Below are 23157 nucleotides of genomic sequence, written 5' to 3'. Positions count from 1 at the left end.
ATAAGGATTAGGCTATGTGGATTGGTATAGTTAGCCTTTTCCCTGAAATGTTCCGCGCAATCACCGATTACGGGGTAACTGGCCGGGCAGTAAAGAATGGCCTGCTGAGCGTAGCGTGCTGGAGTCCTCGTGACTTCGCCTACGATCGGCATCGTACCGTGGACGAACGCCCTTACGGCGGCGGCCCGGGAATGCTGATGATGGTGCAACCCTTGCGGGAAGCGATTCATACAGCTAAAGCAGCGGCAGGCGAAGGCGTGAAAGTGATTTATCTTTCACCACAGGGGCGCAAACTTGACCAGCAAGGCGTTTGCGAACTGGCGGCTTACCAGAAAATTGTACTGGTGTGTGGTCGCTACGAGGGGATCGACGAGCGCGTGATCAAAACCGAAATTGACGAAGAATGGTCAATAGGCGATTACGTACTCAGCGGTGGGGAGTTACCCGCTATGACGTTGATTGATTCAGTATCCCGCTTTATACCGGGCGTTCTGGGTCATCATGCTTCGGCAGAGGAAGATTCTTTTGCCGATGGTCTACTGGATTGTCCTCATTATACCCGCCCTGAAGTGTTGGAAGGCATGGAAGTTCCCCCGGTTCTACTGTCGGGAAACCATGCAGAAATACGTCGCTGGCGTTTGAAGCAGTCGCTGGGTCGTACCTGGCTTAGAAGACCTGAACTTCTGGAAAACCTAGCTCTGACTGACGAGCAAGAGGTGTTGCTGAAAGAGTTCCAACGGGAACATCGAATCAGTCAACAATGACTATGAAGGGAATGTTTGAGCATAACGCCAAGCTTTTCCGAACTATCAGTTTACCTAGGGTAAGAGATATATTATGAGCAATATCATTAAGCAAATCGAACAAGAGCAGATGAAGCAAGACGTACCTTCATTCCGTCCGGGTGACTCGGTCGAAGTGAAAGTATGGGTCGTTGAAGGAAGCAAGAAACGTCTGCAGGCATTCGAGGGCGTGGTTATCGCTATCCGTAACCGCGGTCTGCACTCTGCATTCACTGTTCGTAAAATTTCTAACGGCGAAGGTGTTGAGCGTGTATTCCAGACTCACTCACCTGTAATTGACAGCATCGCTGTTAAACGTCGTGGTGCCGTTCGTCAAGCGAAACTGTACTACCTGCGTGAACGTACCGGTAAGTCTGCTCGTATCAAAGAGCGTCTTAACCGCGTTAACGCACGATAACATTCTCAAGTGTTATATAAACGGCCCGCTTGCGGGCCGTTTTTTTTTGCCTGCAGAAACCGGGTCCTCCCATGTGCTAACTTTAGGGTGTAATTTTATATTTACACTTAATGGCCTTTAATGCGCCTTTGGTAATTTAAAGTTTACACATGTTGTTTAAAAAGTTTACAGCCTGTGTTATCGTTGTCCGCAGTGCTGCTATAACAGCAAAAAAATTCAAATTTATCGTGGATAGCCATCATGCAAAAAGACGCCCTGAACAACGTGCACATCAGTGCCGAAGAAATCCTTATTACGCCTGAAGAACTGAAAAACAAATTCCCTTTAAGCGCTGATAATCAAACCAGCATCGAACAGTCTCGCCAGACCATCGCCGATATCATTCACGGTCGTGACCCACGTTTGCTGATTGTTTGCGGTCCGTGTTCTGTGCACGACCTTGATGCCGCAATAGATTATGCACGTCACCTGAAAACCCTGTCTGAAGAGCTGAGCGATCGTCTTTACATCGTGATGCGCGTTTACTTCGAAAAACCCCGCACTACCGTGGGTTGGAAAGGGCTTATCAATGATCCGCACATGGACGGCACCTTTGACGTTGAAGGCGGTTTACACATCGCGCGTAATCTTTTGCTGCAACTGGTCAGCATGGGCCTGCCCATTGCTACCGAAGCGTTGGATCCAAACAGCCCCCAGTACCTCGGCGACCTGTTCAGCTGGTCGGCCATTGGTGCGCGTACCACTGAATCACAAACTCACCGCGAAATGGCCTCGGGCCTCTCGATGCCGGTAGGCTTTAAAAACGGTACTGACGGCAGTCTGAGTACTGCCATTAACGCCATGCGCGCTGCCGCAATGCCGCACCGTTTTGTTGGTATTAATCAGGCCGGTCAGGTTTGTTTGTTGCAAACTCAGGGTAATCCGGACGGCCACGTTATTCTTCGCGGTGGAAAAACGCCAAACTACAGTGCAGAAGACGTTCGCGACTGTGAAAAACAGATGCAGGATGCGGGACTCCGTCCTTCCTTGATGATAGATTGCAGCCATGGCAATTCAAACAAAGACTATCGCCGCCAGCCGTTGGTTGCCGAATCGGCCATCAGCCAGATTAAAGCCGGAAATCGTTCAATTACCGGTTTGATGCTCGAGAGCCATCTGCAAGAAGGCAACCAATCGTCAGAGCAACCGCGTTCAGAGATGCGCTATGGCGTTTCCGTGACCGATGCCTGCATTAACTGGGAAACCACTGAGGCTCTGCTGCGTAATATGCATCAGGAACTGGGTGACTCGCTGGCAGCACGAATTTCAGGAGAGTAAACGTTTTATGGTGGCTGAACTTAATGCACTGCGCGATCAGATTGATGAAGTTGATAAGGCATTGTTAGACCTTCTCGCCAGGCGATTGCATTTGGTGGCAGAAGTGGGCGAAGTCAAAAGCCGATACGGCTTGCCGATTTATGTGCCCGAGCGCGAAGCCGCGATGCTGGCTTCGCGCCGTCAGGAAGCTGAGAATCTGGGCGTTCCTGCCGATTTGATTGAAGACGTTCTGCGTCGCGTGATGCGTGAGTCTTACTCCAGCGAAAACGATAAAGGCTTTAAAACCCTTCATCCTGCGCTGCGTCCCGTAGTGATTGTGGGTGGCAAAGGCCAAATGGGACGCCTCTTTACCCGCATGCTGGAGCTTTCCGGTTATCAGGTAAAATCGTTGGAGCAGGAAGATTGGCCTGAGGCTGAGACTCTTCTTGCCGATGCGGGTATGGTGATTGTCAGCGTGCCAATCCACTTAACCGAAGACGTGATTGCTCGCCTGCCGAAGCTGCCGGATGATTGCATTTTAGTTGACCTGGCATCGGTTAAAAATAAACCGCTGCAGGCGATGCTTGCCGCGCACGAAGGTCCGGTCGTTGGATTACATCCAATGTTTGGCCCTGACGTTGCCAGCCTGGCTAAACAAGTTGTCGTTTACTGTGATGGCCGCGAGCCGGAAGCGTATCAGTGGTTGCTTGAGCAACTGCAGGTGTGGGGCGCGCGTTTACATAAAATAAGCGCCGTTGAACATGACCAGAATATGGCTTTCGTCCAGGCACTGCGCCACTTTGCGACCTTTGCCTATGGACTGCATTTGTCGGAAGAAAACGTTGAAATCGAACAGCTTTTGGCGCTGTCTTCACCAATATATCGACTTGAGTTGGCCATGGTGGGCCGCCTGTTTGCGCAGGATCCGCAGCTTTATGCCGACATCATTATGTCGTCAGAGAATAATATCTCTCTGATAAAACGCTACTATCAGCGATTTGGTGACGCGCTGGCGCTGCTCGAAACTGGTGATAAACAGGCGTTTATTGCCAAGTTCAGGCAGGTTGAAGACTGGTTCGGCGATTATGCGCCGCGTTTCCTGAAAGAAAGCGGTTCATTGCTACGTCAGGCGAACGACAATCGCCGCTAGTTCAGATTAATGTAAAGCGTCCTACAAAGAGAAAGGCCAGCAGGTTACCCGTGCTGGCCTTTTTTAATGCCCACGAGCGGGCATTATTCTGGGTTAACGGCGACCACGTTTTCACTCGGGTAGCAACCCAGAACCTTGAGTGAGCGGGTTATTGGACTTAAATTACGCAGCGCATTCTGCATTGCCTCAGAGCGCAGGTTAGCCTGTACGTCGACGTAAAACATTTCCTCCCACGGATTACCGTTGATAGGGCGAGATTCCAGCTTGGTCATAATCACGCCCTGTTCGCGGAACACCATCAGTGCATCAACCAGCGCACCGGCCTGCTGACCGGTGGCCATAATTAGCGTCGTTTTTGCCGGAACCTGCTCGGTTACGTCGATAGCCTTTCTGGCCAGCACGATAAAGCGGGTGATGTTCTGCTTCTGGTTCGCGAGATTGTGTTCAAGCACCTGAAGTCCATAAAGCGCTCCGCCGGCCTCGCTGCCGAGTGCGGCAACGTTGGGTGATTTTGATGCGGCAACTTTTTCCATCGCAGCGGCTGTGCTTTCGCAGTATTCAATTTTCCAGTGCGGGAAACGGTTAATAAACTGGCTGCATTGCTGGAATGGCTGTGGATGGCTAAAAACCGTTTCAATTTTTGACAGATCGGTTTCTGCGGCAATGAGCACGCAGTGATCGATAACATTGGTCAGTTCACTCACGATAGACAGGCTAGTGTGCTGGAGTAAATCGTAAACGTCGTTAATTGAACCTGAGCTGGTATTTTCAATCGGTAAAACCGCATAGTCTGCCTGACCGGTTTCAACCTGCGATAAGATATCCTGGAATTTTAGGCACCCACATTCAATAAACTGATCAAAGTGGCGTGCTGCGTACTGGCGGGCAGCAAGGTGCGAGTAGGACCCTTTAGGACCGAGGAAAGCCACACGTGCCGAGCCGGAAGCCGTTTTATTCAAATGCTGTTGCAACAGCGCCTGCTGCGTTAAAACAGAATCTTCAATAATCAGTTGATATACGCGGGTGATGTAATGGCCGTCGAGGTTATGCTTCTTACCTTCAACAATAAGGCGATTGAGGAGTTCACGCTCGCGTTCGATATCACGGATAGGGCGGTGGGTATGCATTTTAGCCTGGGCGACTTCAATAGCCAGGCCGCGTCTTTCGGACAGCAAGGCTAATAATTTAATGTCTAATGCGCTGATTCGCTCACGCAGGTCCAGTAACGGGTTTTCGCTCATCGGTTATGCCTTTTTAATTGTCTGTCCTGAAGGCGAATGGCGCTTCAGGTATTCCTGTCTCAAAACATCCAAAAAAAAAGCCTCCCGGTGGGAGGCTTTCTGTTCGTCTTCGCATTCTTTCTTATACGACGAAACGCCTCCCAGTCAGGGGAAGGTAAAAAAGAATGCGAAGAAAAACGGTTTGATGGTCATGCGTAGTTTGCTGCTCATTGGGTTTCCGGCCTTTAAGGTAACCTTTGGCTTTTCCCCCTGTCAATAAGATTTGCCTTTCGCAGCGCTATTGATTAAAAAGCGGGTGCTCAGAAAAAACAAACGCGCCCCGATGAGCGCGTTTGTTATGGTCATTTTAGTTCATTTGAACCCTGACCGGGCCGTGCGGGAGACGATTACTCCTCTTCAAGCGGCTGTAGATTTATGTCTTTAACGCAGCTTTCAGCCCTTCGCGCTTCGCCTTTGTGTTGAGCCTTGTTCAACTGGCGTTCGAGTTTTGCAATTAACTCATTCACTGCGGCGTACATGTCGTCGTGTGAAGCGCTGGCAACCAGCGGGCCATTGGCGGTGCCAATTGTGGCATCGGCGACGAATCCTTGAGGCTCCTTAGAAAGAACAATGTGTGGAGTAATTAACTGAGTCTGCCATTTTTCCAGTTTTTTTAGACGGTCTTCGACGTGGTCCCGAATCGCGGTGGTGATGTCCATGTGCTTGCTGGTAATGTTTACGATCATATTAACTTACCTCTCTCTCTTTCCGTCTAGGTAGGTCCAGCATACCTCCCTTTGAGACAAAATGTGTGATCAAAATCACATTTTTTTGTCACTTTTTGTCAAGTGAACTTAAATTGTGATTTGAGTGGATTTAGTGGCAAAAGGGGGTTGAGTCTTGCTGGTGAATGCCGCATTATCAGAGAGATATATTGAGTGAATATCAGCTAATTAGCTCATTTTTAACGCAAAAAAAAACGGCAGCCGAGGCCACCGTTTTAAACACACAGGCTTTGTATTATCAGGCAGGATTCTGCGCAATAATTTTAGCAACCTTGTCTGCTTCGTTATTCAATTGCAGTTCTTTGTAAGCATTTTCCATCAGCGGCAGCGCATCACGCGTTGCTTTAGTATCAGGATAATCCTTCATCATTTGCTCAACACGATTAACAACGGCGACGTAAGCCCCGCGTTTAGTGTAGTATTGCACCACTGACAGTTCATATTTAGACAAACGGTCTTTCAGGAAGACCAGACGCTTGTTGGCATCGGCCGCATACTGACTGTTTGGATAAGAATGAATCAGCTGGCTGAAATCGCGAAACGCAGCGCGTGCATGCTGCGGATCACGGTCTGAGCGGTCGACACCAAAGAATCCTTGCAGTGCACTATCATCCAACGCCATATCGGTCAGACCACGCATGTACATGACGTAGTCGATGTTTGGATGAGTTGGATTCAAACGCATGAAGCGATCAATAGATGCCTGGGCAAGTGGCAAATCTGCCGACTTGTAATAGGCATAAATCAGATCCAACTGCACTTGCTGTGAGTAGGGCCCAAACGGATAGCGGTTATCCAACGCTTCCAGTTGCGCAATCGCACCTTTAAAGTTCCCGTCCTGCAGTTTTTGCTGGGCGGTCGCATAAAGTACGTTTGGCGGGTTATCGGGCACCACTTCTTTGGAACTGGAGCAACCCACCAGCGCCAGACTCAACGTGGCTGCTGCCACCAGATATTTCACACGCGTCATGACGTTTTGATTATCCTCAGGTGTTATTCTGGGAGACTGTCCGTGAAGCTCCCGACAAAGACCAGCTACAATAGCACATTATTTTAAACGGCATCGCCGTGAAAACCCAAGGTTACCCAAGAGCACCATATGGCACAACAAGTAGAACTCACGGCGACGGTTGCCGAAACACAACTCGGTCAACGATTAGATCAGGCTTTGGCCGAATTGTTCCCTGATTATTCAAGATCTCGCATAAAAGATTGGATTCTTGATGAAAGGGTCACGGTTAATGGCAAAAAATCCACCAAACCTAAAGAAAAAGTGTTGGGTGGCGAAGCTATCGCAATCAATGCACAAATTGAAGAAGAAGCGCGTTGGCTTCCTCAGGACATTGCGCTTGAAATCGTTTACGAAGATAGCGATATTTTAGTCATTAACAAGCCGCGTGATCTGGTCGTGCATCCCGGTGCCGGTAATCCAGATGGTACCGTGCTTAATGCCTTACTGCACTACTATCCTGAGATAATTGACGTACCCCGTTGCGGGATTGTTCATCGTTTGGACAAAGATACAACCGGTCTGATGGTGGTCGCGAAAACCGTTCCTGCGCAGACCCATTTGGTTGATGCCCTTCAGCGTCGCGAAATCACCCGTGAGTATGAAGCCGTGGCTATCGGCACGATGACTGCCGGCGGAACGGTAAACCAGCCGATCTCTCGTCACAGCACCAAGCGTACTCACATGGCGGTTCACCCAATGGGCAAACCGGCGACTACGCACTACCGCATCATGGAGCATTTCCGTGCCCATACGCGTCTGCGCCTGCGCCTGGAAACAGGCCGTACTCACCAGATCCGTGTACACATGGCGCATATTGACCATCCTCTGGTAGGCGATCAGCTTTATGGGGGCCGTCCTCGTCCACCAAAGGGCGCTTCCGATGCATTTATTCAGCAGCTGCGTACCTTCGACCGTCAGGCACTGCACGCCACCATGCTGCGTCTGTTCCATCCGGTGACGGGTATTCAGATGGAATGGCATGCGCCATTGCCGCAGGATATGGTTGATCTGATTAACGCGCTGAAAGCCGATACCGAAGAGTTCAAGGATCAGATGCATTGGTAATGCCGGCATTAATCCTTCCACAGTGGCCGCAGCCTGAATCGGTGCGGTCCTGTTCAACAACGCGTCTGGGCGGTGTAAGTTTGCCACCCTACGCGTCGTTGAATCTTGGAACCCACGTTTCAGATTTCCCCCAGCACGTAGAAACCAATCGCCAACGTTTAATTGAACTTGCCTCGCTACCCTCTTCGCCACACTGGATGGAGCAGGTACACGGCACCGACGTGGCACGTCTGACCCGCGAAACTCCCCGCGATACAATCCGTGCCGATGCGGCCTATACCGACCAACCCGGCATAGTATGCGCAGCCATGAGTGCAGACTGTCTGCCCGTGTTGTTTTGCAGCAGAGCAGGGGACGAAGTGGCGGCGGCGCATGCAGGATGGCGTGGATTGAATGCGGGCGTACTCGAAAATACGCTTTCGGCGTTTCGCGCTAAACCAAAAGATATTATGGCGTGGTTCGGCCCGGCGATTGGCCCACGGCAGTTTGAGGTGGGCGGCGAAGTCAAAGAAGCTTTTGTGGCCAGCGATCCTCAGGCAGCCTCAGCTTTTACCCCTTTTAACGAAAAATTCCTCGCCGATATTTATCAATTGGCCCGCCTCCGACTCCAGGCCGCAGGTGTCACGCAAATCTATGGCGGTGACTGCTGCACGGTGAGTAGCCCCGAACTTTTTTTCTCCTATCGACGCGATGGAATCACCGGACGGCTGGCAACTTTGATTTGGCTGAGATAACCTACTAAATCAAGACGATCCAACAACGCATAACGTTGTACTCATAATATACTGACAAAGTAACCTTGAAATCGTGAGGGATGACCTCATCTAATCTCCAGTAGCAATTTTGTTCAGTATTGGAGGTGTTATGCGTCTGGATCGTCTTACCAGCAAATTCCAGCTTGCCCTCGCCGATGCCCAGTCACTCGCACTCGGGCGCGACAACCAATTTATCGAACCTGTCCACCTGATGAGCGCTTTGCTCACGCAGGAAGGGGGAACTGTTCGTCCTTTATTGACCTCTGCGGGCGTTGACGCTCAGCGAGTTCGTACGGACGTCGAACAGGCATTGGGGCGTTTATCGCAAGTTGAAGGAACCGGGGGTGATGTTCAACCATCAAGTGAACTGGTTCGTGTTTTAAATCTCTGTGACAAATTATCCCAGCAGCGTGCTGATAAGTTCATCTCGTCAGAGCTCTTTATTCTGGCGGCATTAAAAGACCGTGGCGTATTGACTGACCTGTTGAAGGCCAGCGGCGCTACCGTAGATAAAATCAACGCGGCTATCGATCAAATGCGAGGTGGTGACAAAGTGGATGACCAGGGAGCCGAAGATTCACGTCAGGCTTTGAAGAAATTCACCATTGACCTGACCGAGCGCGCCGAACAGGGCAAGCTCGATCCGGTGATTGGCCGTGATGAAGAAATTCGTCGTACCATTCAGGTTCTGCAGCGCCGTACTAAAAACAATCCGGTATTAATCGGTGAACCCGGCGTGGGTAAAACGGCCATTGCCGAAGGTCTGGCTCAGCGCATTATTAATGGTGAAGTGCCTGAAGGTCTGAAAAACAAGCGCGTGCTGTCCCTGGACATGGGTGCGCTGGTGGCGGGTGCCAAATACCGTGGTGAGTTTGAAGAGCGTCTGAAAGGCGTGCTCAACGACCTCGCCAAGCAGGAAGGTAACGTCATTCTGTTTATCGATGAACTGCACACCATGGTGGGTGCCGGTAAAGCCGACGGCGCAATGGATGCGGGCAACATGCTTAAGCCTGCGCTTGCTCGTGGTGAACTGCACTGCGTCGGCGCAACGACGCTGAACGAGTATCGCCAGTTTATTGAAAAGGATGCAGCGTTAGAACGTCGTTTCCAGAAAGTATTTGTGGCAGAGCCTTCTGTTGAAGACACCATTGCGATTCTGCGCGGCTTGAAAGAGCGCTATGAGCTACATCACCACGTTCAGATAACTGACCCGGCTATTGTGGCGGCAGCGACGCTCTCCCACCGCTACATTTCCGATCGTCAGTTGCCTGACAAGGCTATCGACCTTATAGATGAAGCGGCATCGAGCATTCGTATGCAGATGGATTCCAAGCCAGAATCTCTGGATCGCCTGGACCGTCGTATCATTCAGTTGAAGCTTGAACAACAGGCATTAAAGAAAGAGTCGGATGACGCCAGCATCAAGCGTCTTGAAATGATCACTACCGAACTCGATCAGAAAGAGCGGGAATATTCCGGGCTTGATGAAGAGTGGAAAGCTGAAAAAGCCTCTTTGACCGGCACGCAGAACATTAAAGCCGAGCTTGAGCAGGCTAAAATTACGCTTGAACAGGCGCGTCGCATCGGTGACCTCGGTCGGATGTCTGAGCTGCAGTACGGTAAGATACCGGAGCTTGAGAAACAGCTCGCGGCGGCAACCCAGGCTGAAGGTAAATCGATCAAGCTGCTGCGTAACCGCGTGACCGACGTTGAAATTGCCGACGTACTGGCGCGCTGGACCGGTATTCCAGTGGCGAGAATGCTGGAAAGTGAGCGTGAAAAGCTGCTGCGCATGGAAGACGATCTTCATAAGCGTGTCATTGGCCAGAATGAAGCGGTTGAAGCTGTATCGAATGCAATCCGCCGCAGTCGTGCAGGATTATCCGATCCTAACCGTCCGATTGGTTCATTCCTGTTCCTTGGGCCAACGGGCGTCGGTAAAACGGAACTGTGTAAAGCGCTGGCGACGTTCCTGTTTAACAGCGACGACGCGATGGTACGAATCGACATGTCGGAGTTTATGGAGAAACACTCTGTATCTCGGCTGGTGGGTGCACCTCCTGGCTATGTGGGTTATGAAGAGGGCGGCTATTTGACTGAGGCAGTTCGTCGTCGTCCTTACTCCGTTATTCTGCTTGATGAAGTTGAGAAGGCACATCCTGATGTGTTTAATATTCTTCTTCAGGTTTTGGACGACGGACGTTTAACCGATGGTCAGGGCCGTACCGTTGATTTCCGCAACACTGTGGTGATCATGACTTCTAACTTGGGGTCTGACGTTATCCAGCAGCATTTTGGTGAAGCGACCTATGCGCAGATGAAGGAATCAGTAATGGAAGTGGTTACTCAGAACTTCCGTCCTGAATTCATCAACCGTATAGATGAGGTGGTGGTCTTCCATCCGCTGGGTCATGCGCATATTAAGCATATTGCTGAAATCCAGCTGCAGCGTTTGTATAAACGTTTGGAAGAGCGGGGCTACAGTGCGCATCTTACTGACGCTGCACTGGAGCTGCTTGGCAATACCGGATTTGATCCGGTATACGGTGCACGTCCTCTTAAACGCGCCATCCAGCAGGAAATCGAAAATCCGCTGGCTCAGCAAATCCTCTCAGGCAAGCTGATACCAGGTAAACCTATCACTATAGATGTAGAGAACGACCATATAGTGGCTAAACAGTAATACAATAGTCAGGCGTACTCAGGTAAAAGAACCTGAGTAAGTCATGATTAAAAGGGGACCGAATCACAATTCGTCCCCTTTTTTGTTGATTTATTATCCTAAACAATAAGATTTGTTGAATTAATGAGCGGTTGGTAATTTATTTCGAATAAAGGCTTGCGGCTCCACAAAAACTCCCTATAATGCCGCTCCAACGACAGGGAACAACGCAGCAGCAACGCGGTGTGAACGAGTCGGGAAGAATTAAAAATGATGTTGATTGATAAAATAATCGGTTGACATTAAATGAGGAAAGCGTAGTATACGCCACCTCGAGTTAGCAAGCGAAAGCGCGTAACTCACTGCTCTTTAACAATTTATCAGACAATCTGTGTGGGCACTCACAAGACGATATCAGCCACTTCGGTGGCAACAGAATATCAAGGCAGCAATGCCAAGTCTTAGAGTGACCAAGCAGTAATTCATTATGAATGATGTGAAGTAACTTTGAGCATCGCTGAACTTGTTTCAGCAAATCGAACTTTTAATTGAAGAGTTTGATCATGGCTCAGATTGAACGCTGGCGGCAGGCCTAACACATGCAAGTCGAGCGGTAGCACGGGAGAGCTTGCTCTCTGGGTGACGAGCGGCGGACGGGTGAGTAATGTCTGGGAAACTGCCTGATGGAGGGGGATAACTACTGGAAACGGTAGCTAATACCGCATGATGTCGCAAGACCAAAGTGGGGGACCTTCGGGCCTCACGCCATCGGATGTGCCCAGATGGGATTAGCTAGTAGGTGGGGTAATGGCTCACCTAGGCGACGATCCCTAGCTGGTCTGAGAGGATGACCAGCCACACTGGAACTGAGACACGGTCCAGACTCCTACGGGAGGCAGCAGTGGGGAATATTGCACAATGGGCGCAAGCCTGATGCAGCCATGCCGCGTGTGTGAAGAAGGCCTTAGGGTTGTAAAGCACTTTCAGCGAGGAGGAAGGCGTTGTTGTTAATAGCAACAACGATTGACGTTACTCGCAGAAGAAGCACCGGCTAACTCCGTGCCAGCAGCCGCGGTAATACGGAGGGTGCAAGCGTTAATCGGAATTACTGGGCGTAAAGCGCACGCAGGCGGTTTGTTAAGTCAGATGTGAAATCCCCGAGCTTAACTTGGGAACTGCATTTGAAACTGGCAAGCTAGAGTCTTGTAGAGGGGGGTAGAATTCCAGGTGTAGCGGTGAAATGCGTAGAGATCTGGAGGAATACCGGTGGCGAAGGCGGCCCCCTGGACAAAGACTGACGCTCAGGTGCGAAAGCGTGGGGAGCAAACAGGATTAGATACCCTGGTAGTCCACGCTGTAAACGATGTCGACTTGGAGGTTGTGCCCTTGAGGCGTGGCTTCCGGAGCTAACGCGTTAAGTCGACCGCCTGGGGAGTACGGCCGCAAGGTTAAAACTCAAATGAATTGACGGGGGCCCGCACAAGCGGTGGAGCATGTGGTTTAATTCGATGCAACGCGAAGAACCTTACCTACTCTTGACATCCACGGAATTCGCTAGAGATAGCTTAGTGCCTTCGGGAACCGTGAGACAGGTGCTGCATGGCTGTCGTCAGCTCGTGTTGTGAAATGTTGGGTTAAGTCCCGCAACGAGCGCAACCCTTATCCTTTGTTGCCAGCACGTAATGGTGGGAACTCAAAGGAGACTGCCGGTGATAAACCGGAGGAAGGTGGGGATGACGTCAAGTCATCATGGCCCTTACGAGTAGGGCTACACACGTGCTACAATGGCATATACAAAGAGAAGCGAACTCGCGAGAGCAAGCGGACCTCATAAAGTATGTCGTAGTCCGGATTGGAGTCTGCAACTCGACTCCATGAAGTCGGAATCGCTAGTAATCGTAGATCAGAATGCTACGGTGAATACGTTCCCGGGCCTTGTACACACCGCCCGTCACACCATGGGAGTGGGTTGCAAAAGAAGTAGGTAGCTTAACCTTCGGGAGGGCGCTTACCACTTTGTGATTCATGACTGGGGTGAAGTCGTAACAAGGTAACCGTAGGGGAACCTGCGGTTGGATCACCTCCTTACCTAAAGATACGCATTGTGCAGTGTCCACACAGATTGTCTGATAGATGTAAATGAGCAAGAGCACCCATTCGTTAAAGGCGTATGAAGCTACCGAGATGTTAAAACATCGGTCGCTTGAATTTGCATAGCAAATTCTCGCCTTTACACGGAAATAGCAAATCAGTGATTTGCTAAGCAATTTCCGTGTCCCCATCGTCTAGAGGCCTAGGACACTGCCCTTTCACGGCTGTAACAGGGGTTCGAATCCCCTTGGGGACGCCATCCGATAACGCGTGAAAGTCGTTATCAGTCTGACCGTGCAGGTCAGAAATTATCTTAAAGATGACTTTAACGAGTCGTGTTTAAGATATTGCTCTTTAACAATCTGGAACAAGCTGAAAAATTGAAACGATACAGCTGAACATAACTCTCCGTAGAAGTACTGAGTTATGAACACCTGTATTAGAGTCTCTCAAATAATCGCAGCACGAACGGGCGTCGCAAGACACCTTCGGGTTGTGAGGTTAAGCGACTAAGCGTACACGGTGGATGCCTAGGCAGTCAGAGGCGATGAAGGGCGTGCTAATCTGCGAAAAGCGTCGGTAAGGTGATATGAACCGTTATACCCGACGATACCCGAATGGGGAAACCCAATGTGATACGTCACATTATCGCATGGTGAATACATAGCCATGCGAGGCGAACCGGGGGAACTGAAACATCTAAGTACCCCGAGGAAAAGAAATCAACCGAGATTCCCCCAGTAGCGGCGAGCGAACGGGGAACAGCCCAGAACCTGAATCAGTTTATGTGTTAGTGGAAGCGTCTGGAAGGTCGCACAGTATAGGGTGATAGTCCCGTACACAAAAATGCATAGGCTGTGAGTTCGATGAGTAGGGCGGGACACGTGACATCCTGTCTGAATATGGGGGGACCATCCTCCAAGGCTAAATACTCCTGACTGACCGATAGTGAACCAGTACCGTGAGGGAAAGGCGAAAAGAACCCCGGCGAGGGGAGTGAAATAGAACCTGAAACCGTGTACGTACAAGCAGTGGGAGCCTACTTTGTTGGGTGACTGCGTACCTTTTGTATAATGGGTCAGCGACTTATATTTTGTAGCAAGGTTAACCGTATAGGGGAGCCGTAGGGAAACCGAGTCTTAACTGGGCGTCAAGTTGCAAGGTATAGACCCGAAACCCGGTGATCTAGCCATGGGCAGGTTGAAGGTTGGGTAACACTAACTGGAGGACCGAACCGACTAATGTTGAAAAATTAGCGGATGACTTGTGGCTGGGGGTGAAAGGCCAATCAAACCGGGAGATAGCTGGTTCTCCCCGAAAGCTATTTAGGTAGCGCCTCGTGAACTCATCTTCGGGGGTAGAGCACTGTTTCGACTAGGGGTCCATCCCGGATTACCAACTCGATGCAAACTACGAATACCGAAGAATGTTATCACGGGAGACACACGGCGGGTGCTAACGTCCGTCGTGAAGAGGGAAACAACCCAGACCGCCAGCTAAGGTCCCAAAGTCATGGTTAAGTGGGAAACGATGTGGGAAGGCATAGACAGCCAGGATGTTGGCTTAGAAGCAGCCATCATTTAAAGAAAGCGTAATAGCTCACTGGTCGAGTCGGCCTGCGCGGAAGATGTAACGGGGCTAAACCATGCACCGAAGCTGCGGCAGCGACGCTTAGGCGTTGTTGGGTAGGGGAGCGTTCTGTAAGCCGTTGAAGGTGGTCTGTGAGGGCTGCTGGAGGTATCAGAAGTGCGAATGCTGACATAAGTAACGATAATGCGGGTGAAAAACCCGCACGCCGGAAGACCAAGGGTTCCTGTCCAACGTTAATCGGGGCAGGGTGAGTCGACCCCTAAGGCGAGGCCGAAAGGCGTAGTCGATGGGAAACAGGTTAATATTCCTGTACTTGGTGTTACTGCGAAGGGGGGACGGAGAGGGCTAGGCTAGCCGGGCGACGGTTGTCCCGGTTTAAGCGTGTAGGGGGTGTGACTTGGTAAATCCGGTCGCATATCAACCCTGAGGCGTGATGACGAGTCACTACGGTGATGAAGTAGTTGATGCCGCACTTCCAGGAAAAGCCTCTAAGCATCAGGTAACATTAAATCGTACCCCAAACCGACACAGGTGGTCAGGTAGAGAATACTCAGGCGCTTGAGAGAACTCGGGTGAAGGAACTAGGCAAAATGGTGCCGTAACTTCGGGAGAAGGCACGCTGTCGCTAGGTGGAGGAACTTGCTTCCCGAGCTGAAGACAGTCGAAGATACCAGCTGGCTGCAACTGTTTAATAAAAACACAGCACTGTGCAAACACGAAAGTGGACGTATACGGTGTGACGCCTGCCCGGTGCCGGAAGGTTAATTGATGGGGTTATCCGCAAGGAGAAGCTCTTGATCGAAGCCCCGGTAAACGGCGGCCGTAACTATAACGGTCCTAAGGTAGCGAAATTCCTTGTCGGGTAAGTTCCGACCTGCACGAATGGCGTAATGATGGCCAGGCTGTCTCCACCCGAGACTCAGTGAAATTGAACTCGCTGTGAAGATGCAGTGTACCCGCGGCAAGACGGAAAGACCCCGTGAACCTTTACTATAGCTTGACACTGAACATTGAGCCTTGATGTGTAGGATAGGTGGGAGGCTTTGAAGCGTGGACGCCAGTCTGCGTGGAGCCAACCTTGAAATACCACCCTTTAATGTTTGATGTTCTAACTCGGCCCCATAATCTGGGGTGAGGACAGTGTCTGGTGGGTAGTTTGACTGGGGCGGTCTCCTCCTAAAGAGTAACGGAGGAGCACGAAGGTTAGCTAATCACGGTCGGACATCGTGAGGTTAGTGCAATGGCATAAGCTAGCTTGACTGCGAGAGTGACGGCTCGAGCAGGTACGAAAGTAGGTCATAGTGATCCGGTGGTTCTGAATGGAAGGGCCATCGCTCAACGGATAAAAGGTACTCCGGGGATAACAGGCTGATACCGCCCAAGAGTTCATATCGACGGCGGTGTTTGGCACCTCGATGTCGGCTCATCACATCCTGGGGCTGAAGTAGGTCCCAAGGGTACGGCTGTTCGCCGTTTAAAGTGGTACGCGAGCTGGGTTTAGAACGTCGTGAGACAGTTCGGTCCCTATCTGCCGTGGGCGTTGGAAGATTGAGAGGGGCTGCTCCTAGTACGAGAGGACCGGAGTGGACGCATCACTGGTGTTCGGGTTGTCATGCCAATGGCATTGCCCGGTAGCTAAATGCGGAAAAGATAAGCGCTGAAAGCATCTAAGCGCGAAACTTGCCTCGAGATGAGTCTTCCCTGGGACTTCGAGTCCCCTGAAGGGACGTTTAAGACTAAGACGTTGATAGGCTGGGTGTGTAAGTGCAGCGATGCATTGAGCTAACCAGTACTAATGACCCGAGAGGCTTAACCTTACAACACCGAAGGTGTTTTAGAGAGACACAAAGACTTAGGTTTCAATGAAATCAGCTTGTTCAAAGATTGGTTCTGATGGCTTACCCTGAGTAATGGGGAAAGCGGTTAGAATAAAACGAATTTGCCTGGCGGCAGTAGCGCGGTGGTCCCACCTGACCCCATGCCGAACTCAGAAGTGAAACGCCGTAGCGCCGATGGTAGTGTGGGGTCTCCCCATGCGAGAGTAGGGAACTGCCAGGCATCAAATAAACGGAAAAACCTCAGTCGAAAGACTGGGGTTTTTTTGTTTGGGGCGTGTGTAAAAGGGCGAAAATCCGGGTCAACTGCCACGAAAAGCGGGCCCCTGTCTGACGACAGGGGCCTTTTTGCGTCTGGTTTATATATCCCACAGTTCACAAATCACTCATTCAAATTGATAAATAAGCATTAACTCTCGCACCTGTCCCCTATTTTCTGCTTAACTAAATGCTCAGATTGCATAAAAAATCATATAAGACCGCACCTTTGGGTTGCACTTCGCAGGAGAAAATAAAAATGACAGAAATATCTCGTTCAACTTCGCAGGAAATGGCGGATAAAGATAAAAAGAACCGAATATTCGCCATCGTAGGCGCATCCTCAGGCAATTTAGTCGAGTGGTTCGATTTTTATGTCTATTCATTCTGCTCGATCTACTTTGCCGCATCGTTCTTCCCGAGTGGAAATAGCACCACTCAACTGCTACAAACGGCAGGCGTATTTGCCGCAGGATTCTTTATGCGACCGATCGGCGGCTGGTTATTTGGATACATCGCAGACAAACACGGCCGAAAGAACTCAATGTTAATCTCGGTATGCATGATGTGCGCCGGATCGTTGGTCATTGCCTGTCTGCCGACCTATGAAACGATTGGCGCTTGGGCACCGGCCTTACTGCTGTTTGCGCGTTTGTTTCAGGGGCTTTCCGTGGGAGGAGAATACGGTACCAGTGCGACCTACATGAGTGAGGTTGCCATTAAAGGGCGTCGCGGATTTTTCGCCTCTTTCCAGTACGTTACCCTGATTGGTGGTCAGCTTCTGGCATTATTGGTGCTGGTTGGCCTGCAACAAATCCTCTCCGGCGACGAATTAAGAGCCTGGGGATGGCGTATTCCATTCGCTCTGGGTGCCGTTTTGGCCGTAGTAGCACTGTTCTTACGCCGCTCACTCAATGAAACCTCAGATGCAAAAACGCGGGCGCGTAAAGACGCCGGGAGTCTTTCGGGCCTTTGGAAACATAAAAAAGCTTTCCTTATGGTGTTGGGTTTCACCGCAGGCGGTTCATTAAGCTTCTATACTTTCACCACATATATGCAGAAATACCTAGTGAATACTGCCGGAATGGAGACTAAAACGGCAAGTGGATTAATGACTTTGGCACTATTCATATTTATGCTACTTCAGCCAATAGTGGGTGCGTTGTCCGATAAAATAGGACGTAGAAATTCAATGCTGATATTTTCAGGCTTCGCAACGTTGCTGACCATTCCTATTCTTTATACTCTGCAAAACGTCACTAATCCTTATTTAGCCTTTACTTTAATTGTTATTGCCTTGGCGATCGTAACGTTCTATACCTCTATTAGTGGCCTGCTAAAAGCTGAAATGTTTCCTGCTGAAGTCCGTGCACTTGGGGTGGGATTATCCTATGCCGTTGCTAACGCCGTATTTGGTGGATCGGCAGAATATGTCGCGTTGAGTTTTAAATCGTGGAATATGGAGGAAGTCTTTTTCTGGTATGTTTCTGGAATGTGCCTGATAGCCTTTATTGTCTCAATACGTTTGCACGCTAAGGGCAAAGAAATTCAGCTATAGCTGAATCCAGGCAGGGGAAGGGTCTCTGCGGAGGCCCTAATTGTGACACATCAGCTGATACGCGCTATATCCAGCGGCAGCGCCGGCAATGTCCCAGATAAAGTCTTTCCAACTCCAGCTACTGCCTGCTTCACGACTGTCGTATAATTCTTTTCCTGCGCCTAATCCCACGGAAAACATCAGTCCGAATGCGCGGCTTTGTGCCGAATTCCATCCCTGATTGTTCGCATAAGCAGTGCCTGCAGCAGCAAGGGCCGCAGACGCAACAAAGTGTTCAGCCTTGTCCTTACCCGTCCAGTTGTCATTAGCTCAGTGACTGCATCCGCTGCAAATAAGCAACGGCCCGATAGCAACAGGTAAAAGTATCCGCATTGGGTGACGTTCCTTGACGTGTTAGCCATAAAAATAGCATAAAAAAAGCCTGGGGCCATGCCCAGGCTTTAAGTATAGCGAATTACAGTATACGGCTGATTAAGCGGTCAATTCGAATACGTCGCAAACGGCGGATGAGCTTACGTACTTTCACCGGATAATTAGGAATGCTTTCAAGTTCCATATAGTGCGAGACAACTTCGGTGTGTTCACGAATATTATCCAGCTCTTTCTGGCGCTGTATCAGCATCTCCTTATTAGGGTCGTGAATAAGGATTGCGTTTTCAAGATCAAGCCGCCAGGCGCGCGGGTTGAGATTATTACCGGTAATTAACTGCCAGCGATCGTCGACCCAAATGCCTTTGAGATGGTAACTATTTTCACCATCTTTCCACAGTCGAACAATAAGTTGTCCGCTGTCGATAAAACGTTGCAGACGGCCAAGAAAACGACGCAAGTTTATTTCATACAGATAAGGCAGAGCGCCGATAATTTTAAAAGGCTGATCCTGGGGAATATAAAAATCATTTGCCGTTTTATCGCCGACGATAATTTCAACCTGCTTGCCACGACGCAGAAGTCCCATAATATTTCGGGCCAGCAGGGCAGGCATATTAAAATATGGCGTACAAAGCGTCAGTTTTTCATCGGTGCTGGCCATCAAATGATAGATGGTACGGTTCAGCTCGTTTTGCTTACCCAGGCCAACCATCGGCGTAACCGCCAGTTCGTTCTCGGAGGCCGCATCCTGAAAATGATAGCCACAGTCTCGCAAAGTCTGGCGGAATTGGCGGGTCTCGTTTTTGATCTCTGGACTTTTTGGACGATCTTCACGATCCAGACGTTGAACCGCACTGGCGCTAAGCAAAGACTTTTGAATATAGTTGACCATGGTATCGGCCAGCGCGGCATTGCTCAGTAGGTGATAGCGATCATAGCGGTATTTATCGTGACGATGTAGATAAACGTCATTCAGGCTTGCACCGCTATAAATAACGCGGTCATCTACAATATAACCCTTGAGATGCAACACACCCAGCGCCTCACGAGTGTTTACCGGCACGCCGTAAACGGGTACTGCTACATCAGGATTCTCTCTGGCCATTCGGCAATACCAGTCAGCATTGGTATTGGTTGCTGCTGCACCGATGCGACCTCGCTGAGCACGGTGCCAGTCAACCAGCACGCAAACTTCTAGCTCAGGGCGCTGGCGCTTGGCTTCATACAGTGCTGATAACACATCTCGCCCACCGTCATCATTCTCCAGATACAGAGCAACCAGATAAATCCGTTGGGTGGCGTTAGCGATGACCTCGAGCAGCGTCGAACGGAAATCTGTGGCGCTGTACAGAGTCTGTACAGCATCAACCGATTGGGGGAGTTTAGGCAGTTGAGCAAGATGTTGTTGATGTTTATTTCGTTTGAATTTAGACAACATCACAGTGCGCTTCTTCTCTCTTTAATGAATGGCAATTGCGGCACTCATAGACAAAACAGACCGCACAATCGGTCGATAATACCATTAGTCTCATCCGATGTGCGCAAGTTTTGCCTTTGAGGCCGTCTTAAATCTGTAACGCTGCATCATTAAATCTTAAAAACTACAGATTAAAATCGTTTTATTTGGATATTTTTTGGCTATTTTGTCCGTCCTGCAATAGCAGGGAAAGGCTAACGATCCCCTCCGACAACTGCACGTCCACTTCAAATCCCAGCTTGCGCGCCAATGCCAACATGCCACGATTATTCGGCATGGTGATGCCGGCCAAACGATGAATACCGTGCTCGGTGGTGTAGGCAATCATCTTCGACAACAATCTTCCACCCAGCCCAAGCCCTTTAAGATCAGAGCGGACCAACACCGAAAACTCGGCATCAATATTATCGGGATCTGAAATCGCTCGTGTGACGCCGATAATTTCAATTTCATGCGTTTGGCCGCGTACCGCCACGAAAGCCATTTCACGATCGTAGTCGATTTGGGTCATATTCGCTAAATCCTCATGCGTAAACTCATTGATCTCGCTGAAGTAGCGGTAATAGAGGTCTTCTTTGGTCACCTTCTGGATGAACGCTTTTAATAAAGGCTCATCTTCGGGCAGGATAGGGCGGAACAGGCAGGGGGAGCCGTCTCTCAGCGTCACTCTTTCTTCAAGACCCTGAGGGTAGGGTCGAATCGCTAAACGCGCCTGCTGGTCATTTTTGTCTGCGCTAAGCTCAAGTGAAACGTCGAGCAATGTTAACTCATTGCCCGAAGCCAGCAGGGGATGAATGGTCAGCTCTTTGATTTCCGGGCAATCGATAATCAGGTTTGATACCTGCACCAGCAAGTGGCTCAATGCTGGAATATCTAGAGGACGCAGCGCATTGCGTTCGCGAATTTTGCCACTCTTTAGCCCCTGAAGAACCAGATAGCGCGCCAGTGCCATGTTTAATGGCGGCAGTGCGACAACCGCATGTTGCTCCGGTCGCCACTCAATCCCCCCCTCGCCGAGCATAATCAACGGGCCGAATACGGCGTCGTATTGCACGACAATTCGCAGCTCTTGTGCCCCAGGGCGGTTAGCCATAGTTTGTACTAACAAACCATTAATTCGAGCCTGCGGGAATGCTCGCTTCGCGCGTTGGAAAATAGCCTCCGCCGCCTGGCTCACCTCATCAGGGGTACGCAGATAAAGCATCACGCCCTGCACCTCGGAGTTATGGTCAATGTCCGGTGAGCGCAGTTTGAGTGCCACAGGATAACCCACGCGGCTGGCAATCTCGACGGCCTCTGTGCTGTCACCAGCAATCCAGGTTGGCAGCACGGACATGCCATAATCTTTGAAGATAGCCCTGACTTCATGGGTATCGAGTCGAGTGGTTCCGCTGCTTAACGCTTCTGCTATCAGGCGATGTGCCCGATCGGTGTTTTTATTCAAATCCAGCGGCAGAGAGGGGGTCTCTTTGAGCTGTTTCTGGTTGCGGCGATATTCAACCATGTGCATAAACGCCGTTACCGCGCCTTCTGGCGTACGGTAGGTCGGCAGACCCGCTTCAGTGAACAGTCCTCGTGCTTCAACCGAAGAGAACTCACCGCACCAGTTGGTCAGCAGCGTAACGCGCTTGCCTCGTGGGTGTTGTTGAATCGACTCGATAACCTGTTGAGCCGTAGCGGTTCCCGGAGAGGCCGCACTTGGGGCATGAATTACCAGAAGGGCGTCATAGTCCTGGCTGTCCAGGAGCGTAGTAAGCACTGACTTATAAAGTTCAGGACTGGCATCATCGCGTAAATCTAGCGGGTTCCCCACAACGATATTTTCCGCCAGCTGTTTACGGAGGCGTTGGGATGTTTCATCGCTCAACGCGGCAAGCTTTCCGTTATGACTTAGAAGTTGATCTAACGCCATTGCCGCTGGAGCCGCCCCGTTGCTGACGATTAGTAAGCGCTCACCTCTCAGTGGCCTCATGTGGCTTAGCGTTTCAACGGCCGAGAACAGTTCATGAGTGTCCTGTACACGCAGCAAACCGGCGCGTTGAATCGCGGCGTCATAGGCTGCATCCAGGCTTAACGGACTATTGAGCAACGTTTGTGCCTGCGCACTGCGTCCGCTTTTAATAACTAAAATAGGCTTATTGCGTGATGCACTACGCGAGGCCGAGAGAAAACGGCGCGCATCGCTCACATGCTCAAGGTAAAGCAGAATGGCGCTGGTTTTGCTGTCACGCGCTAAAAAATCTAGCAAATCGTCGACGTCGATATCCAGGCTGTCGCCAAGTGAAATAAAGTAGGAGAAGCCCACCGAGCGCTGCTGCGCCCAGTCGAGGATGGTGTTGGCCACTGCGGCAGACTGGGAAATAAACGCCAGCTTGCCGGGTAAAATAGGCACCGGCGAAAAGCTTGCGTTCAGCCCAAGCCAAGGGGCCAAAATCCCCAGACTGTTTGGGCCGAGCAGACGCATCGCATAGCGCTGGGCGGTGCTTTTCAGCTCGGCGAACTGCTGCTGGTGTGAGGAAAGGACGATCACCGTCTTACAGCCCAGCTCGCCAAGTTGCTCAAGCAGGGCAAGGTTTCTGTCGGCGCGGGTGCAAATCACCGCCAGATCTGGAGTCATAGGCAGGCTGGCGACGTTGGGATAGGCCAATACGCCACACACGGCCTTCCAGGCAGGAGTCACCGGCAGCACCGGTCCTTTAAAACCGCCGGCCAGCAGGTTACGCATCATCAGATAACCGGCGCGACCGGGCTTATCCGATGCACCGAGGACTGCGATTGATTTTGGTCGTAATAAAGCTTCTAACCCGCGCTGGCTCATCCTGCCTCCTGTT

General features: G+C 50.6%; 14 protein-coding genes, 1 tRNA gene, 3 rRNA genes, 1 pseudogene and 1 other annotated feature. Of the genes and pseudogenes, 12 read left to right on the top strand and 7 right to left on the bottom strand.

The genetic code is table 11. From position 1 onward, the window contains the following. Window positions 1–14 precede the first annotated feature (14 nt). The 4 genes from trmD to tyrA all read left to right on the top strand — a co-directional run bounded on the left by trmD (window position 15) and on the right by tyrA (window position 3646). Complete coding sequence (trmD, locus tag GA565_RS21110; protein ID WP_152200606.1) at window positions 15–764, top strand: tRNA (guanosine(37)-N1)-methyltransferase TrmD; 750 nt, start codon at window positions 15–17, stop codon at window positions 762–764. A 73-nt stretch (window positions 765–837) separates the two neighbouring features. After that, window positions 838–1200, top strand: a complete 363-nt coding sequence (rplS, locus tag GA565_RS21105; RefSeq protein ID WP_045048586.1) for a 50S ribosomal protein L19 — start codon at window positions 838–840, stop codon at window positions 1198–1200. A 240-nt stretch (window positions 1201–1440) separates the two neighbouring features. Continuing rightward, window positions 1441–2517, top strand: a complete 1077-nt coding sequence (locus tag GA565_RS21100; RefSeq protein ID WP_055775315.1) for a 3-deoxy-7-phosphoheptulonate synthase — start codon at window positions 1441–1443, stop codon at window positions 2515–2517. Between the two features lie 7 nt (window positions 2518–2524). Then, entirely contained in the window at window positions 2525–3646 is a 1122-nt protein-coding gene (tyrA, locus tag GA565_RS21095; protein ID WP_152201685.1) for a bifunctional chorismate mutase/prephenate dehydrogenase, read from the top strand. Between the two features lie 83 nt (window positions 3647–3729). On the opposite strand, the gene pheA is transcribed toward tyrA, so the two are convergent. The 4 genes from pheA to bamD all read right to left on the bottom strand — a co-directional run bounded on the left by pheA (window position 3730) and on the right by bamD (window position 6621). Then, complete coding sequence (pheA, locus tag GA565_RS21090; protein ID WP_152200604.1) at window positions 3730–4887, bottom strand: bifunctional chorismate mutase/prephenate dehydratase; 1158 nt, start codon at window positions 4885–4887, stop codon at window positions 3730–3732. Window positions 4888–4957: 70 nt separating this feature from the next. Continuing rightward, window positions 4958–5080 (bottom strand) — a sequence feature (Phe leader region). Beyond that, entirely contained in the window at window positions 5032–5079 is a 48-nt protein-coding gene (locus tag GA565_RS24685) for a hypothetical protein (RefSeq protein WP_193312005.1), read from the bottom strand. It overlaps the preceding feature by 48 nt. 193 nt (window positions 5081–5273) lie before the next feature. Next, window positions 5274–5612, bottom strand: coding sequence for a ribosome-associated translation inhibitor RaiA (gene raiA, locus GA565_RS21085; RefSeq protein WP_055775226.1), 339 nt, complete (start codon window positions 5610–5612; stop codon window positions 5274–5276). 277 nt (window positions 5613–5889) lie between these two features. Continuing rightward, on the bottom strand, window positions 5890–6621 hold the full coding sequence (gene bamD / locus GA565_RS21080) for an outer membrane protein assembly factor BamD (RefSeq protein WP_152200603.1): 732 nt from the start codon (window positions 6619–6621) through the stop codon (window positions 5890–5892). 129 nt (window positions 6622–6750) lie between these two features. Between bamD and rluD the strand changes: the two genes are divergently transcribed. The 8 genes from rluD (at window position 6751) to GA565_RS21035 (ending at window position 18477) form a co-directional block, all read left to right on the top strand. Beyond that, on the top strand, window positions 6751–7728 hold the full coding sequence (gene rluD / locus GA565_RS21070; protein WP_055775232.1) for a 23S rRNA pseudouridine(1911/1915/1917) synthase RluD: 978 nt from the start codon (window positions 6751–6753) through the stop codon (window positions 7726–7728). Continuing rightward, window positions 7728–8462, top strand: coding sequence for a purine nucleoside phosphorylase YfiH (gene yfiH, locus GA565_RS21065; RefSeq protein ID WP_152200601.1), 735 nt, complete (start codon window positions 7728–7730; stop codon window positions 8460–8462). The genes rluD and yfiH overlap by 1 nt, the downstream gene beginning before the upstream one ends. A 130-nt stretch (window positions 8463–8592) precedes the next feature. Next, window positions 8593–11166, top strand: a complete 2574-nt coding sequence (clpB, locus tag GA565_RS21060) for an ATP-dependent chaperone ClpB (RefSeq protein WP_152200599.1) — start codon at window positions 8593–8595, stop codon at window positions 11164–11166. Between the two features lie 524 nt (window positions 11167–11690). Continuing rightward, window positions 11691–13233 (top strand): 16S ribosomal RNA (locus GA565_RS21055). A 186-nt stretch (window positions 13234–13419) separates the two neighbouring features. Next, window positions 13420–13495: transfer RNA gene (locus GA565_RS21050), tRNA-Glu, on the top strand. Between the two features lie 240 nt (window positions 13496–13735). Beyond that, window positions 13736–16643: ribosomal RNA gene (locus tag GA565_RS21045) — 23S ribosomal RNA — on the top strand. 125 nt (window positions 16644–16768) lie between these two features. Next, window positions 16769–16884: ribosomal RNA gene (rrf, locus tag GA565_RS21040) — 5S ribosomal RNA — on the top strand. Together the 16S, 23S and 5S rRNA genes with 1 tRNA gene alongside form the textbook arrangement of a ribosomal RNA operon. 294 nt (window positions 16885–17178) lie before the next feature. Further along, the gene (locus GA565_RS21035; RefSeq protein ID WP_152200597.1) at window positions 17179–18477 is read left to right on the top strand and encodes an MFS family transporter; all 1299 of its coding nucleotides are present in this window, start codon (window positions 17179–17181) and stop codon (window positions 18475–18477) included. Window positions 18478–18513: 36 nt separating this feature from the next. Here GA565_RS21035 and GA565_RS21030 read toward each other — a convergent pair. The 3 genes and pseudogenes from GA565_RS21030 to GA565_RS21020 form a co-directional block, all read right to left on the bottom strand. Next, window positions 18514–18849 (bottom strand): annotated as a pseudogene (locus tag GA565_RS21030) (YfiM family lipoprotein). 82 nt (window positions 18850–18931) lie between these two features. Further along, window positions 18932–20287 (bottom strand): CDP-diacylglycerol--serine O-phosphatidyltransferase, encoded by a 1356-nt coding sequence (gene pssA / locus GA565_RS21025; RefSeq protein ID WP_152201683.1) that lies wholly within the window; start codon window positions 20285–20287, stop codon window positions 18932–18934. Between the two features lie 181 nt (window positions 20288–20468). After that, on the bottom strand, window positions 20469–23144 hold the full coding sequence (locus tag GA565_RS21020; RefSeq protein WP_152200595.1) for a bifunctional acetate--CoA ligase family protein/GNAT family N-acetyltransferase: 2676 nt from the start codon (window positions 23142–23144) through the stop codon (window positions 20469–20471). Window positions 23145–23157 lie beyond the last annotated feature (13 nt).

It is taken from the genome of Rouxiella sp. S1S-2, assembly GCF_009208105.1.
Taxonomy (GTDB): Bacteria; Pseudomonadota; Gammaproteobacteria; order Enterobacterales; family Enterobacteriaceae; genus Rouxiella.
Note: the sequence above shows the minus strand (reverse complement) of the source record. Positions and strands in the feature narration are given on the sequence as shown.

What these genes read in the sequence shown, in the direction of transcription:
- trmD (WP_152200606.1), top strand. Translation starts at nt 15, where the DNA reads ATGTGGATTGGTATAGTTAGCCTTTTCCCTGAAATGTTCCGCGCAATC.
- rplS (WP_045048586.1), top strand. Translation starts at nt 838, where the DNA reads ATGAGCAATATCATTAAGCAAATCGAACAAGAGCAGATGAAGCAAGAC.
- GA565_RS21100 (WP_055775315.1), top strand. Translation starts at nt 1,441, where the DNA reads ATGCAAAAAGACGCCCTGAACAACGTGCACATCAGTGCCGAAGAAATC.
- tyrA (WP_152201685.1), top strand. Translation starts at nt 2,525, where the DNA reads ATGGTGGCTGAACTTAATGCACTGCGCGATCAGATTGATGAAGTTGAT.
- pheA (WP_152200604.1), bottom strand. Translation starts at nt 4,887, where the DNA reads ATGAGCGAAAACCCGTTACTGGACCTGCGTGAGCGAATCAGCGCATTA.
- raiA (WP_055775226.1), bottom strand. Translation starts at nt 5,612, where the DNA reads ATGATCGTAAACATTACCAGCAAGCACATGGACATCACCACCGCGATT.
- bamD (WP_152200603.1), bottom strand. Translation starts at nt 6,621, where the DNA reads ATGACGCGTGTGAAATATCTGGTGGCAGCAGCCACGTTGAGTCTGGCG.
- rluD (WP_055775232.1), top strand. Translation starts at nt 6,751, where the DNA reads ATGGCACAACAAGTAGAACTCACGGCGACGGTTGCCGAAACACAACTC.
- yfiH (WP_152200601.1), top strand. Translation starts at nt 7,728, where the DNA reads ATGCCGGCATTAATCCTTCCACAGTGGCCGCAGCCTGAATCGGTGCGG.
- clpB (WP_152200599.1), top strand. Translation starts at nt 8,593, where the DNA reads ATGCGTCTGGATCGTCTTACCAGCAAATTCCAGCTTGCCCTCGCCGAT.
- GA565_RS21035 (WP_152200597.1), top strand. Translation starts at nt 17,179, where the DNA reads ATGACAGAAATATCTCGTTCAACTTCGCAGGAAATGGCGGATAAAGAT.
- pssA (WP_152201683.1), bottom strand. Translation starts at nt 20,287, where the DNA reads ATGTTGTCTAAATTCAAACGAAATAAACATCAACAACATCTTGCTCAA.
- GA565_RS21020 (WP_152200595.1), bottom strand. Translation starts at nt 23,144, where the DNA reads ATGAGCCAGCGCGGGTTAGAAGCTTTATTACGACCAAAATCAATCGCA.